This window comes from Streptomyces sp. Ag109_O5-1 (assembly GCF_003814875.1).
Lineage (GTDB): Bacteria > Actinomycetota > Actinomycetes > Streptomycetales > Streptomycetaceae > Streptomyces > Streptomyces sasae.
Genome location: NZ_RKQF01000003.1, coordinates 1 through 12616, shown reverse-complemented (window position 1 = coordinate 12616; position 12616 = coordinate 1). Strand labels below are relative to the sequence as shown.

Genomic DNA, 12616 nt, shown 5'->3' with positions numbered 1-12616 from the left:
GCGGGGTGATGACCGACGACGTCGGCGTCATCACCGGCGACCTGACCGTACGGACCACCCTCAATGACGACGCGCGCAGCGCCCGCGTGACCGTGCAGTACACCGGTGCCGAGGAGTGGTACACGCTGACCGGCAGCCCCGCACCCGTCCCCGACGGCGGCTTCGCCGCCTACCACCGCGACCTGCTCGGCCGCGTCCGCCGCGGTCAGGCCGCCCAGGCGACCTGACTCCTGTCACCGCCTACGGCGCCTTGACCCAGCCCGCGCTTCGGCAAGGCGCCGCAGGCCCCGCTCACTGCGATGTATTCCGCCGCCCTAGCTCCTAGTCCCCGGTGAGCTTGAACGTGAACTGGTTGCGGCCGTCTCGCGAGTAGTCCAGATTCTCGGGGACGTTCGAGGCGTCGGCGACATCGATCGACTTGGTGTCGGAGTTCCAGACGAAGTAGATGGCGCCCACAGCGACGTAGACCCCGGAGTGCTCGTCGCGGACGTAGATGGCGGTGGTGACCAGCGGGCCGTCCTCGGGCATGACGCCGACGAGCCCGTACTCCGGGTCGCCGGAGCGGACGATGGTGTCGCCGACGTCGTAGGAAGCGGCCTTGAGGCTGTACCGTCCGGCGGAGGCGCCGGTGAGGTCCTGGAGCCGGACCGCGATGGGCAGCGTGGTGCTCTCGACGACCTTGAACCGGGTCAGCCCGCCGATGTCAGAGATGTCCGGCTGGTCGAGGTCCCATTCCCGGTACTTGCCGCTCTGGTTGCTGTGCTGCCAGGCCAGGACCTTGGCTTTCCGGCCGACCTTGACGGACTTGAACTTGTCGTTGAGTCCGCCCGGGTACAGGTTCTCGTCGGTTCCGACTGCGTAGGTGTGGGCGTCGCCCGTGTAGTTGGACTGGGTGTAGAAGGTGACTTCCTGCTCGCTCATGTGCCCCTCTGGTGAGGATCGCGTCATCACGCGGACAACACAGAGTTACCCTTCGATTACCTTCGGACACTGTGGCGGCTGGTTGTGAAGGAGCGGCACACCGGGTAAGGAACGCGCTGGCACACGCCCTCGCTCCCGCCGCCCCCTGTGGCGGCGACCCTCCGACTGAGAGGGTGCCGCACGCGGCGGAGGCGTGGGGTGCCGGCTCGTGGCCGCCCGCGCCCGACAGTGCACAAGCCGCTGCGGTCTGCCACAGGCCATGCCTCTGCACGTCCTGACATCACCCGTTCGGCCTATGCGGACCCTTCCCCCGTGTGCGGCCTCCCCCGTTCGGTCGCACGGTGAACATGGCCGGCTTGCCGTCAAGGATCAGCCGTGATCGCCAGCTTCCCAGGGAGGCGTCGTGATCGTGATAGCCCTGCTCGGCCCGGCGGTGCCGCTTCTCATGCTGCTCGGGCTGCCCGCTCTGGAAGACCGGCTGTTCCCGCCGGCACCGCCTCTGCCAGAACAGGCGAACCCGGAACAGGTGCAATCTATGCTCCACACCCCACCCGGCCGCCCTTGAGGGTCTCGGGCTTCGAGGTCCAGGATGGCCTGAGCCGCCCAAACCGGTGAAAGTGGTCATTCCACACCGCCCCGCCCGGCCTCACACCGCGCGGACGAGGCTGAACGCGACGTTGGAGAGGCGAGGATACGACTGGCGCAGGCTGCGCACCGGCGGTACGTTGACCACCCAGTTCGAAGGATCTCCCGGTTCAACGGCGTCGACCAGGACCAGACCGGCCCGTCCGTCCCAGCCATCCGGTCGGTCGCGGTCGGGGTCGTAGCAGTCGGACACCACGCAGCCGGGCCCGAGGACGTGTCCGGCCCACGCTCCAGACGCTCGCGTCGACCTCGCCCGGCTCGGTGACCTGCCAGCGCCCGAACTCGCCGGGCCGAAAGATCAGCCGCATGGGACGGTCGAGCTGGACGGCGGTTTGGCCGAGGGTGACGACGTACCCGTCAATGGGCCCAGGCTGCGAGGGTGGGGCGGCGGGCGGCGTGGATGAGGCGGGCATCGTCTACCCGGCCGGCTGTTTTCGCGGCGGCGGCCAGCGTCTCGCGTCGGGCGACGAAGTCGGGCGGCGGCGTGGTGTAGAGCTCGTCGAGGACGGCTTCCACGTCGTGCCCCTGGCCGCCGCGGCGGTCTTTGCGCGCGTTCAGCGTTTCCACACCTCCGGCCCGCCCTCGAGCCACACGATGCAACCGGACTCGGCGACATCCAGCTCGTCCCAGCCGGTCAGGCCCGCGTTCTGCAGGAACACGGTGAGGTCATGGAGGCTGTGGGCCGTGCCCAGCATCTGATCGTCGATGCACACCCTGCGGCCACCCGTCTCAGACGGCGGGTAGACGATCACGCGGCGCTCCGACATGGCACCAGCCTCACGCGCGCCCCACCGCCCCGCATCCCGGCCGAGGCGAGTCCCGCCTCGCAGGCCCGGTGGCACGAGAACGGATCTGGCGTGGTGACCGAGCGCTTCAGTTGGCCGCTCTGCGTGTCACAGTTGGCCACATCCCGTGCCCGCAGCCAGAAGGAGCGTGCTTGGTGACCTCGATCGTGCAACCGGACGGAGTCGCAGGCGAGTGGCAGGATCGAGTGGCCGCCGTACGCCGCGAGCTCACCGAGCACGGGCCGCCGCGGATTCCCGATGGCGGTCCGGACTTCGCCACCGTCACGCTGCCGGAGCGCGACTGTGATCAGGTACGTGACCTCCTGGTGGAAGAGCGAGTCGGCACGGTCGTCGAGATCGGGCTCGCCTATGCCGGCTCGGCGCTGGCGATCAGCGAGGCGCTGCTGCGCAACGGTTCACGGAACCCGCGGCATGTGGTGATCGACCCGTTCCAGTACACGGCGTACGACGGTATCGGGTGGGAGCTGCTGCGCAGCGCCGGCCTGGACGACATCGCCGAGCTGGTGACCGAACCATCGCAGCGGTTCCTTCCCCGGTTGGCTGACGCGGGTTTCGCCGCGGACGCGGCGTTCGTCGACGGCAGCCACCACTTCCACAACGTGTTCGTCGACCTCCACTTCCTGGGCGATATCGTCCGACCTGGCGGCATCGTGGTGCTCGACGATGTCTGGTGGCCGTCGGTCGGCGCTGCCGTGACGTACTTCGAGACCAATCTGGGGTGGCGTCCGATACCGGACGCCCGGGTCGACGGGACCGCCGACCCGGCCAGCGGTCGGCGGCGGATCGGCGCCTACCGGCTGCCCGATCCGCGCCCGACGCCGGACTTCAAGGAGTTCCGACCGTTCTGCTGATTCGGGTGGGGCTCGCGAGGCCCACCCGAATCGGGCCGCCGCGCGTCAGTCATAGCGGTGGCACCGCGTTGAGCTTGGAGTGTCCAACTCGAGTGCTCACTGGCCAACTGAAGTTTCCCCAAGGCCAGGTAGTTAAGGGATTTCCGCCGCTGTCAAGGGGGTTGATGCAGGTCTGAGGCCTGAAGCAACGGTGCTCTCGTTGTACTGCTCGTCGTCTAAGACAGCAGACAGGAGAGCCCCGTTGGCCCCATATCGCGTACCACCTGTGGCAGACGGTGTTCCGGAGGGACTGATCGCTTCGTCACGCGGGCGATACGCGCCCGCGCACCTGGGCGAGTTGGGTACGTTGCTGCCGCCGGAGCTGATCGATGCGGTACTGGAGGAGCACGGAGGCCGGCACTCACGGCTCCGCGATCTTCCTTCGCGCTGTGGGGTGTACTTCGTTCTCGCGATGTGCCTGTTCCCTGAGGTCGGCTACAGCCTTGTGTGGCGCAAGCTCACCGCCGCTCTGGGCTCGTTGTCCATGGTGGATCCGACGGCGAAGGCCCTGCGCGATCTACGCCGGCGCATCGGCATCGCCCCGATGCGAGCCTTGTACGAGACCGTGGCGGGACCGCTCGCCCAGCCTTCCACCCCGGGAGTACGTCACGGTCGGTACCGCACAGTGTCCTTCGACGGCTGCTCCGCGATCAGGCTGCCCGACAGCGGTGCGAACCGGGCGGCCTTCGGCCGGCACGGCGGCTGGCCGATGCTCCGGCTGATGACCCTGGTCGAGACCGGCACCCGGGCACTGATCGGCTCGTGCTTCGGTCCACCCAGCGAGGGCGAGGCGGCCTACGCCCGCCGCCTGCTGCACCTGTTGACGCCGGACATGCTCGTGCTGTGGGACAAGGGCTTCGATGGCAACGACTTCCTCGCCGAGACCTGCGCCACCGGCGCGAAGGTGCTGGGAAGACTCAAGTCCAACCGGATCACCCCGGTCCTGGCCCGCCTCGACGACGACTCCTACCTCTCCCGGCTCGGCACCGTGGCAGTCCGCGTCATCGAGGCTCGGATCACCGTGACCTGCGCAGACAAGACCACCTTCACGGGCTCCTACCGGCTGATCACCACGCTCACCGACCCCCGGCGCCACCCCGCCCGCACCCTCGTCTCCCTCTATCACGAACGCTGGGAACACGAATCCGCGTACTACGCGTTGCGTCACACCCTGATGGACAGTCGCGTCCTGCGCTCGAAGGACCCCGCCGGCGTCGAACAGGAGGTGTGGGCCACCCTCACCCTCTACCAGCTCCTGCGCACCGCCATGGTCGACGCCGTCGAGACCCGTCCGGACATCGATCCTGACCGGGCCGGTTTCACCGTCGCCCTCCAGGCAGCCCGCGACCAGCTCATCCTCGCCGCACCCGCCACGGGCGGCCTCGGACGAGCCACCGAGATCGGACGCCGCGTCCTCGACTCCTTGCTCCCGGCCCGCCGCCCACGCGTCAGCACTCGCAAGGTCAAGTCCACCACCGTCCGCTACGCGGAGCGCCTCAACGACGGTCGCCCCGACCGTTCCACCCCGATCACTCGTCTCACCACGGAAGTCCTGCCCCCTCCAGAACGGAGCGAGTACCCCGAGACCACCACGGACGAGCGCACCCTGCCCAGGGCTTCACCCCAGCGCCGCAGCGAGAAAATCATCGCCTTCCTGCACTCCGAACCCGACCGAACCTGGAGTGCCAAGGAGTTCTCGCGCCTCCTCGGTGACATCACCGTCCAGTCCATCTACCGCCAGCTCAGCCGCCTGGCCGACCGCGGTCTCATCATCAAGGTCGGCCCTGCGGCTTACGCCCTCCCAACCACCTTGACAGCGGCGGAAATCCCTTAACTACCTGGCCTTGGAAGTTTCCCCGTGATCTTGGACACTCGATGGTTATGCCGCGAGGCCGTGTTGGTGTCGCTGTCTGGTCTCGGCCGGAGTGAGGTAGCCGAAGGTCTTGTGCTTGCGGAGGCGACAGCAGTTGTAGAAGGTCTCGATGAAGGTGAAGACCTCGGCGCGGGCGGTGGCCCGGTCGGGCCAGGTTCGGGTGCCGATCTCCTCCTTGAGCAGGGCCCAGAAACTCTCCGCGGCGGCGTTGTCGAAACAGGATCCGGTGCGCCCGCAGCTCTGCCGAAGCCTCAATTCCCGTATTCGGTCCCGGAATTGGGCCGAGGTGTATTCGCTGCCGCGGTCGCTGTGTATGACGCAGCCGGGCTCGAGACCACCGCGGCCGTGGGCCATGTCAAGGGCATCGACGACGAGTTCGGCGCGGTGATGGTCGGCCATCGCATAGCCGACGACCTCGCGGGTGGCCAGGTCGAGCCAGCAGGCGAGGTAGAGCCAGCCCTCGGCGGTGGGCAGGTAGGTGATGTCGCCGACCAGCTTGGTGCCGGGCCGCTCGGCGTGAAAGTCGCGGCCGATCAGGTCCGGGGCCGGCTTCGCCTTCTTGTCAGGCCGGGTCAGCGAACGGTGCTTGCGGCGGGTGACGCCGCGGACGTCGCGCTCGCGCATCAGACGTGCGACGCGCTTGCGGTTCACCTGCCGCCCCAGGCGCCGCAGTTCGGCATGGATGCGGGGGACGCCATAGGTGCGGCGAGAGGCGAGGTGCAGCACGGTGATCTCGTGGGCGAGCGCGTCGTCGGCCGCCTGGCGGGCATGGCGGGCGGCCGCGCCCTCGCGCCAGGCGTAGTAGGAGGAACGGGCCACGTGCAGCACCCGGCACAGCAGCACGATCGGATAGTTTGCCTTCTCCGTATGGATCAACCGGTACAGCTCGCTCACCGGTGGTTCTCCCTCACGAAGAAGGCGGTCGGTCGGGTGGCCCGGGGGAATTTCACCCCCGGGCTCCCACAGATCCCGGCGTGACAGTCTCCCGTCACCGGGCTCCTATTATCCTGGTCACCAGATCGCGTGGACCCATTTCCAGTGGGCGAAGAAGAGCGGGTACGCGGTGGTGACCTGCTTCCATCGCCGGTGGAATTTCTTGAAGGTCTTCAGCCGTCGGTATTTCTTGCGGACCCAGCGCATCAGGTAGTAGTTGATGCGCTTGAGGAGGGGATACAACTCGGTGCGATAGAAGGCACCGTAGTACTGCATCCAGCCCCGGATGATGGGGTTGAGCCATCGCGCGAACTCGCCGAGGGTGTAGCCGATGTGCATGTGGAGCCGCCAAGAGCGGACCTCCATGCTCATCTTCTTGAGGGCGTCCTTGCTGGGCGCCGGAAGGAAGGATGTGAAGATCTTTCCGTTCCGGTCTCGTGCTGGACGACGCTGGAACGTGAATCCGAGGAAGGTGAACGACGTTGCCGCGACACCGTCGTGGCGCCCGTCTCTTCCGCAGTACACGATCCGGGTCTTGGCCGGGTGCAGTTGCAGGCCGACCTCTTCCATCCTGTCCCCGATCGCCTTCAGGACCGCACGGGCCCGGCGCTCGGAGTCGCAGTGCACGACTGCGTCATTGCTGTCAAGCCGTCGTGGGAGGCTCGCGGGAGCTTCCTCACGCTGCGGCGGCAGCTGGTCCAGGCAGACAGACGTCGAAGGTGCGGCCGTCTCGTATGAGGGCCCAGAGCACGTTCAGCCGACGCCTGGCGAGGGCCAGGATCGCCTGCTTGTGGGACTTCCCCTCGTCGCGTTTGCGCCGGTAGAACGCTTTGGAGACGGGGCAGTGCATGGCGGCGACCTGGGCGGAGAGGTAGAACATCCGCAGGAGCCTTCGGCTGTAGCGGCGAGGCCGACGGAGGTTGCCGCTGATCTTGCCCGAGTCCCGGGGGACGGGTGCGAGGCCGGCGACACCGGCGAGACGGTCGGGGCTGCCGAAGGCGGCTATGTCACCGCCGGTGGCGGCGATGAACTCGGCGCCGAGCATGTCGCCGATGCCGGGCATGCTGGTGATCACTCCGGCGTCGGGATGCTCGCGAAACCGGCCCTCGATCAGGGCTTCGAGCTCGGCGATCTCCTGGTCGAGGGACATCACCTCCCTGGCCAGGGTGTGGACCATCTTCGCGGCGGTCTTCTCCCCGGGGACGGCGGTGAACTGGGCCTCGGCCGCGGTGACCGCCGCGTCCGCCGTGCTCTTCGCCGCGTTGGCGGTGCGGACACCGTGGTTCTTGAGCCAGGTCGCCAGCCGGGCCCGGCCGATGCGCCGCAGCGCGGCCGGCGTCTGGTAGCCGGTCAGCAGGACCAGCGCGCTCTTGGAGACGCTGTAGTCGAAGGCCCTCTCCAGTGCGGGGAAGTACTCCAGCATCTGAGCTCGCAGCCGGTTGATCGCGCGGGTGCGGTCGGCCGACAGGTCGATGCGGCGTGCGGTCAGAATCCGCAGGTCCACCGCGATCTCGCCGGTCTCCTGCAGAGGTTGCAGGTCACGGCGCATGCGGGCGGTGTCGGCGATGACGAAGGCGTCCTTCGCGTCCGTCTTCCCGCTGCCCCGGTAGGCGGCCGAGGCGTGGTGCACGGTCCGGCCGGGGATGTAGATCAGCTTCTGCCCGTGGCTGACCAGGAGCGCGATCCACAGGGCGGCCCCGCCCGCGTTCAGGTCCACCGCCCAGGTGACCGGATCGCCGTCGGCCAGGTCCAGGACATCGCCGAGCAGTTCCAGCAGCTCGGTCTCATCGTTCGGGACACGGCGGGAGAACACAGTCCTGCCGTCCGTGTCGATCGCCGTGCAATGGTGCTCGGCCTTGCCCGCATCCGTCCCGGCCCACAGTTCGGGCACCAGGTCCTCCTCCGTCGCCGCGCCTGTCCTCGATTCCAGCAGACGACCTCGCCGACGTGTCCATACGAGCGATCGGTTCGCGTATCCCAATCAGCGGTCGAGTCGTCGCGGGCGCTGGGCGGTCAATCTCCTTGAGCCACGACAGCGGCTGCACCATGCCAGCCACACCCAGCACCCCTGGGTGCTCCGATCCTACGAATGACCCGAACATCCCTACGAAGAAAGGTATGGAAACACCATGACCTTGCTCATGGAAGTTCGCTACGAAGAAGCCGGCGTGAGCTCGGTGACGGTCGATGTCGTCGTCGATGCCAGCGCGGAGTTCGCGTGGGATGCCGTGCGCGATGTCTATGCGGTGGACACCCGGCTCATCCCGGGATTCGCGCTCCACGTGGAAAAGGGACCGGACAGCAGGACGGTGACGTTCGCCGATGACATGAAGATCACCGAGCGCATCGTCGGAGTCGACGATGGCGCCCGAAAGCTCACCTACCAAGCGACCGAGGGCGGTCCGCTGACACACCACCTGGGGTCACAGACCGTGCGGGAGGACGAGGAGGGAGTCCATCTCGTCTGGACGACCGAGTTCGCGCCCGCGTCGGTCGTCGACTACGCCACCAGCACCATGCGGACCACCGTGGCACTCATGAAAAAGACGATCGAAACGGCGTTCGCCGATCGGTGAGACCCCTCCTGACCACCTCCGGGCAGGCCGCCCGGCCGATGATGCGCGCCGTGGAGTACGGCGGGTACGGCGGTCCCCAGGGGCTGGAGATTCGCGTAGTCGCGCGGCCGCAGCCGGGCGCCGGCGAGTTGCTCGTCCGCGTCCACGGCACGAGCGTCAACCCGGTCGATGTGTCGATCCGGTCCGGTGGCATGAGGATCATGTAGGGCCGCAGCTTCCCCAAACGGACCTGCCGGGATCTTCACCGGGGAGGTGGTCGCCCTCGGCGGCGGCGTGACCGACCTGACGCACGGACAACGGGTGTGGAGGTTCTTCCTCACCGACGTGCCTAGCCGTGTCGGGGCCGCCGCCGAGTTCATCACCGTGAAGGCATCGACCGTCAGCCTGGCCCCGGGCAAAGCGGACCTGGCCGAGGCGGCGGCGCTGACGAGTGTCGGTGTCGCCGCGCTGCACGCCTTGCGTGACGTGTTGCGGCTCGCCCCGGGCGACAATCTGCTGATTGCCGGGCGCGTGGTGGTGCGGGCGGCCCCGCCATTCAGTTGGGTGTCGCCATGGGTGCCGGTCACCGCCGTGGCCGGCACCGCCAATCACACCTTCTGTCGTGATCTCGGGGCTTCCCGTACGGTGTGGCCGCTCGTGGTTGTAGTAGTTCACAAACTCGGCGAGCGTGACGCGGCGTTCGTGTCCGGACGTGTAGTCGCGCACGTACGCCCACTCGCGGGCGAGTGTCCCGTTATAGCGCTCTACTTTCCCGTTCGTGCGCGGGGTGTAGGGCCGGGTCCGCTTGTGCGTCGTACCGGTCGCGGCGAGCGCGTTGGCCCAGGTCGTGGACCGGTGGCACGACCCGTTGTCGGTGAGGTAACGGCGGATCGAGGTGATGCCGTGGGCGGCGACGAAGGCAGCGGCGCGGTGCCAGAAGGCGACCGCGGTGACGGCCTCTCGTCGTCCAGGGCCTCGGTGCAGGCGAGCCGGTCCCCCTGGCCGTGCATCCGCCACCCACCGCCGACGGGGGTGCGACCGAGCTTCTTGATGTCTACGTGGATCAAGTCGCCAATGCGTTCGTGTTCGTAGCGGATGACTTTGCGCAGTTGCTCGCCAGTGGGCGGGGATCGATGTCGCGCAGCCGGCTGAGTCCCCGCAGAACGAGGACACGGTGCACGGTGGCCGCTACGACAAAAAGCCTGAAAGCTACCAGGCCGGACTCGAATTATGCGCCGGCCTCCTCTGTGATCCGACACAGCGGATCACAGCCTTGATCACAACTCCATACAGGCCCTGGTCGAGGAACTTCTGGGTACGCCGGTGAAGTCGGTGCGGATCAGGGTGCGCCGGCCGCGCCGGAACTTCCTCGGCAGCTGCTCCAGGGTCCTCGCCGACAAGGTCGCCGCCGGCCAGACCGCCGTGGTCGCTGCTGCGTGTCGCTGCCGTCCCAGGCCTCCTGCCGGACAGGGTCGCCGTTGGTGGTGGAGCCCCAGCCGTCGGCGACCATGCCATTGATGGGTCCAGTTGCGGATGAGGTACCCGCCGGTGGTCGGCTGGAAGGGCCACAGCTGGTTGTTGCCGCCGGCGAAGGAGTGCCGCTGAATCGAAGTCCCCCTCCGGTGACTGAAGCCGTTGATGTCGAGGACCTTGCCGCTGTTCCTGTTCACGATCTTGTAGAGCTGCCCGCCGGCCGGGACGATGCCGGTCCCGGTCAGCGCGACGTCTGCGTCACATCCTAGGCGTGGCCCAGGACCGCCAGGCGACGCTGAGCCTGGCGGTCCTGTGGCAGTCCCGGGTGCCCCTTCCGCTTCGTCAGCTGATGGAGAACTGGCTGAAGCTCGCGGTGCCGGGTGTCGGGGCGTGGGCCGTGAAGAACGTGCCCGCGTCCAGGCTGCTGTTCGCTCCGGTCAGTGTGGCGGTGCCGACGGTGGTCCAGGTGGTGCCGTCGACGGAGTAGGAACCGGTGACCGAGGTGCCGCTCCTGACCAGCCGGAGCCAGACGGGGGCGGAGCGGCCGGTCTTGGTGGTGCTCTTGTCGACGTAGCCGTCACTGTCGGAGTCCCACTCCAGGGTGACGCCGTTGCCGGGAGTGACGGAGAGGGAGGCGTAGCCGGCGGACGAGCCGGCTGCGGCGATGTTGTTGCGCAGCATCAGGCCGGCCTTGCCCCAGGCGTTGGTGTTGTCCTGGCTGTCGACGTGGACGGTGACGGTGGAGGATGTTCCCGCGGCGGCCGGCTGGTAGGCCGCGGAGTACTCGTCGTCGTGCAGCGCGGTCGTTTCCCAGGTGTCGATGCCCGCGCTGGTCAGGGAGGTCACTCCCTGGCTCTGGCTCACTGCGGCCGGGATGGAGCTGTAGGCCCGCCAGGGCGAGGTGACGATCTGGAGTTTGCTGAAGGTCGCGCTGCCGGGTGTGGTGCTGTGGGCGGTGTGGATGACTCCGGCGTCCTGGGTGGCGGCCATGGACGGCAGGGTCACCGCCGAGCCGATCTGGGTGAAGGTGGATCCGTCGGTGGAGTAGTAGCCGGACACTTGGGTGGCGGTGCGGGTGAGCCGCACCCAGACCGGTGCCTTGACCGAGGTGGCCGTGGAGGTCAGCTGGTCGAGGTAGCCGTCGCCGTTGGAGTCCCACTGGAAACTGACGCCGTTGGCCGGGGTCACCACCACGGTCGCGTAACCGGGTGAGGAGCCGCTGCCGGTGAGGTTGTTGCGCAGCACGACTCCGGCCTTGGCCCAGGCGTTGGTGTTGTCGATGTTGTCGACCCGGGCTGTCACCGAGGTGCCGTTGACGGCGGCGCCTGCCTGGTAGACGGTGCCGTAGGTGTCGTCGTGCTGGCCGCCGGCGCCCCAGATGTCGGTGCCCGCGTCGGTGACGGTGAAGAAGCCGCCGGTCTGTCCGGTGGCGGCGGGGGTGGAGGAGTAGGCGCTGTACGGGCCGGTGACGGCGCCGGTGGTCAGCGGCCGGTACTGCGGCTCGATGCCGGCGTTGTTCATGACGGTCTGCGCGCCGGACGGCCAGTTGCCGTCGGTGACGACGACGGTGCCGCTGACGGTGTCACCGTGGCCGTCGGTGCTGCTGATGTTGGCGTTGTCGTTGTTTGTCCAGTTGTCGGTGGCGGTCAGGGCGCCGGTGTTGTGGGTTGAGCTGACGTGGGCGAAGAGCCACTGGTTGGTGTAGCGCACGACGTTGTTGGTGTCGGTGAAGTTCCGGGAGCCTTCGTCGTGGTAAAGGCCGTAGTAGTTGTTGGTGTTGTGGCAGTAGTTCCCCGTGATCGTGCTGCCGGGCGAGGCCGACAGGGTGTACACGCAGCCGCCGTCGGCCATCTGCTGCATGATGTCGTGGATCTGGTTGCCCGTGACGGTGTTGTTCTGGGCCGTGGTGGGCGTCGAGTAGACGGGCTGGTAGTCGTACAGGCCCCGGTTCGCGTAGTCCGGGCTGCCGCCCGGGTCATTGACGCCCCAGCCGTAGCCGATGGCGAGGCCGGAGTAGGGCAGGTTGTACACCTCGTTGTGCGAGACGCTCGCGCCGTTGACGTAGGTGACCAGGAGGCCCGTCATGTCGCGGTAGTCGATCGCCACGTCGTGGATGACGTTGTCGTTCAGGGTGATGTTCTTGTTGGTCATCCGGCTGTCACTGGGGTGGTGCGCGTCCGCCTGGAGCCCGCCGACGACGATGCCGCCGCCCGCGTCCTGGGTGAAGACGTTCCCGGTGGCGGTGATGGTGTCGGCACCGAGTCCGACGCCGGTGGCGTGGGCGTTGGCGTCCTGGCCGATGCCGAGGGCGAGCTGCCCGAGGTTGGCGAACCGGTTGCCGGTGAAGGTGATGTGGTCGGCGGCCGAGACCTGGACGGCGGCCGGCATCTGGTTCCAGTGCGGGCGGGTCGCCTCGAACAACTTGCAGCCGTTACCGTTGCAGGAGGTCAGCCAGTCCGACGGGACGGACCAGGTGCCGGCCAGGTAGGTCCCGGTCTGCTGGGCGGAGTACCCGTTGCT

15 protein-coding genes are annotated in these 12616 nt (G+C 67.9%); 6 read left to right on the top strand and 9 right to left on the bottom strand.

What is annotated here, in order from left to right:
* The first annotated feature begins 8 nt into the window (after positions 1-8).
* Complete coding sequence (locus EDD90_RS54505) at positions 9-227, top strand: hypothetical protein (protein WP_185149748.1); 219 nt, start codon at positions 9-11, stop codon at positions 225-227.
* 94 nt (positions 228-321) lie between these two features.
* Here the strand turns inward: EDD90_RS54505 and EDD90_RS54500 are convergent, their stop codons facing one another.
* Positions 322-921, bottom strand: a complete 600-nt coding sequence (locus tag EDD90_RS54500) for a beta/gamma crystallin domain-containing protein (RefSeq protein ID WP_185149747.1) — start codon at positions 919-921, stop codon at positions 322-324.
* A gap of 403 nt (positions 922-1324) precedes the next feature.
* Here EDD90_RS54500 and EDD90_RS56235 point away from each other — a divergent pair, with 403 nt between their 5' ends.
* Positions 1325-1486: a hypothetical protein gene (locus EDD90_RS56235; RefSeq protein WP_185149746.1), complete on the top strand. Its 162-nt coding sequence runs from the start codon at positions 1325-1327 to the stop codon at positions 1484-1486.
* 437 nt (positions 1487-1923) lie between these two features.
* Here the strand turns inward: EDD90_RS56235 and EDD90_RS54495 are convergent, their stop codons facing one another.
* Positions 1924-2133, bottom strand: a complete 210-nt coding sequence (locus EDD90_RS54495; protein ID WP_185149755.1) for a hypothetical protein — start codon at positions 2131-2133, stop codon at positions 1924-1926.
* Positions 2121-2333, bottom strand: coding sequence for a hypothetical protein (locus EDD90_RS54490; protein WP_123982884.1), 213 nt, complete (start codon positions 2331-2333; stop codon positions 2121-2123). The genes EDD90_RS54495 and EDD90_RS54490 overlap by 13 nt, the downstream gene beginning before the upstream one ends.
* A 173-nt stretch (positions 2334-2506) precedes the next feature.
* Here EDD90_RS54490 and EDD90_RS54485 point away from each other — a divergent pair, with 173 nt between their 5' ends.
* On the top strand, positions 2507-3223 hold the full coding sequence (locus EDD90_RS54485) for a class I SAM-dependent methyltransferase (RefSeq protein ID WP_260328878.1): 717 nt from the start codon (positions 2507-2509) through the stop codon (positions 3221-3223).
* 265 nt (positions 3224-3488) lie between these two features.
* A complete protein-coding gene (locus EDD90_RS54480; protein ID WP_123982882.1) occupies positions 3489-5096 on the top strand; it encodes an IS4 family transposase in 1608 nt (535 codons plus the stop codon).
* A gap of 45 nt (positions 5097-5141) precedes the next feature.
* Here the strand turns inward: EDD90_RS54480 and EDD90_RS54475 are convergent, their stop codons facing one another.
* From EDD90_RS54475 to EDD90_RS54465, 3 genes are all read right to left on the bottom strand, one after another.
* Positions 5142-6080, bottom strand: coding sequence for an IS3 family transposase (locus EDD90_RS54475; RefSeq protein WP_260328893.1), 939 nt, complete (start codon positions 6078-6080; stop codon positions 5142-5144).
* A gap of 66 nt (positions 6081-6146) precedes the next feature.
* Positions 6147-6695 carry a group II intron maturase-specific domain-containing protein gene (locus tag EDD90_RS54470; protein ID WP_260328877.1) on the bottom strand — a complete coding sequence of 183 codons (549 nt, stop codon included), beginning with the start codon at positions 6693-6695 and terminating at the stop codon, positions 6147-6149.
* A gap of 49 nt (positions 6696-6744) precedes the next feature.
* The gene (locus EDD90_RS54465; RefSeq protein ID WP_398923662.1) at positions 6745-7959 is read right to left on the bottom strand and encodes an IS110 family transposase; all 1215 of its coding nucleotides are present in this window, start codon (positions 7957-7959) and stop codon (positions 6745-6747) included.
* 238 nt (positions 7960-8197) lie between these two features.
* On the opposite strand from EDD90_RS54465, the gene EDD90_RS54460 reads away from it, so the two are divergent.
* Together EDD90_RS54460 and EDD90_RS54455 are read left to right on the top strand one after the other, a co-directional pair.
* Entirely contained in the window at positions 8198-8644 is a 447-nt protein-coding gene (locus EDD90_RS54460) for an SRPBCC family protein (protein WP_097258717.1), read from the top strand.
* On the top strand, positions 8641-8850 hold the full coding sequence (locus tag EDD90_RS54455) for a hypothetical protein (RefSeq protein ID WP_097258718.1): 210 nt from the start codon (positions 8641-8643) through the stop codon (positions 8848-8850). The genes EDD90_RS54460 and EDD90_RS54455 overlap by 4 nt, the downstream gene beginning before the upstream one ends.
* Here the strand turns inward: EDD90_RS54455 and EDD90_RS59415 are convergent.
* From EDD90_RS59415 to EDD90_RS54440, 3 genes are all read right to left on the bottom strand, one after another.
* The gene (locus EDD90_RS59415) at positions 8843-9640 is read right to left on the bottom strand and encodes an integrase core domain-containing protein (protein ID WP_180360574.1); all 798 of its coding nucleotides are present in this window, start codon (positions 9638-9640) and stop codon (positions 8843-8845) included. The genes EDD90_RS54455 and EDD90_RS59415 overlap by 8 nt on opposite strands.
* A 260-nt stretch (positions 9641-9900) precedes the next feature.
* The gene (locus EDD90_RS58400) at positions 9901-10326 is read right to left on the bottom strand and encodes an RICIN domain-containing protein (protein WP_260328871.1); all 426 of its coding nucleotides are present in this window, start codon (positions 10324-10326) and stop codon (positions 9901-9903) included.
* 112 nt (positions 10327-10438) lie between these two features.
* A partial coding sequence (locus EDD90_RS54440) for a DUF1349 domain-containing protein (protein WP_123982878.1) occupies positions 10439-12616 on the bottom strand: 2178 nt, incomplete at its 5' end.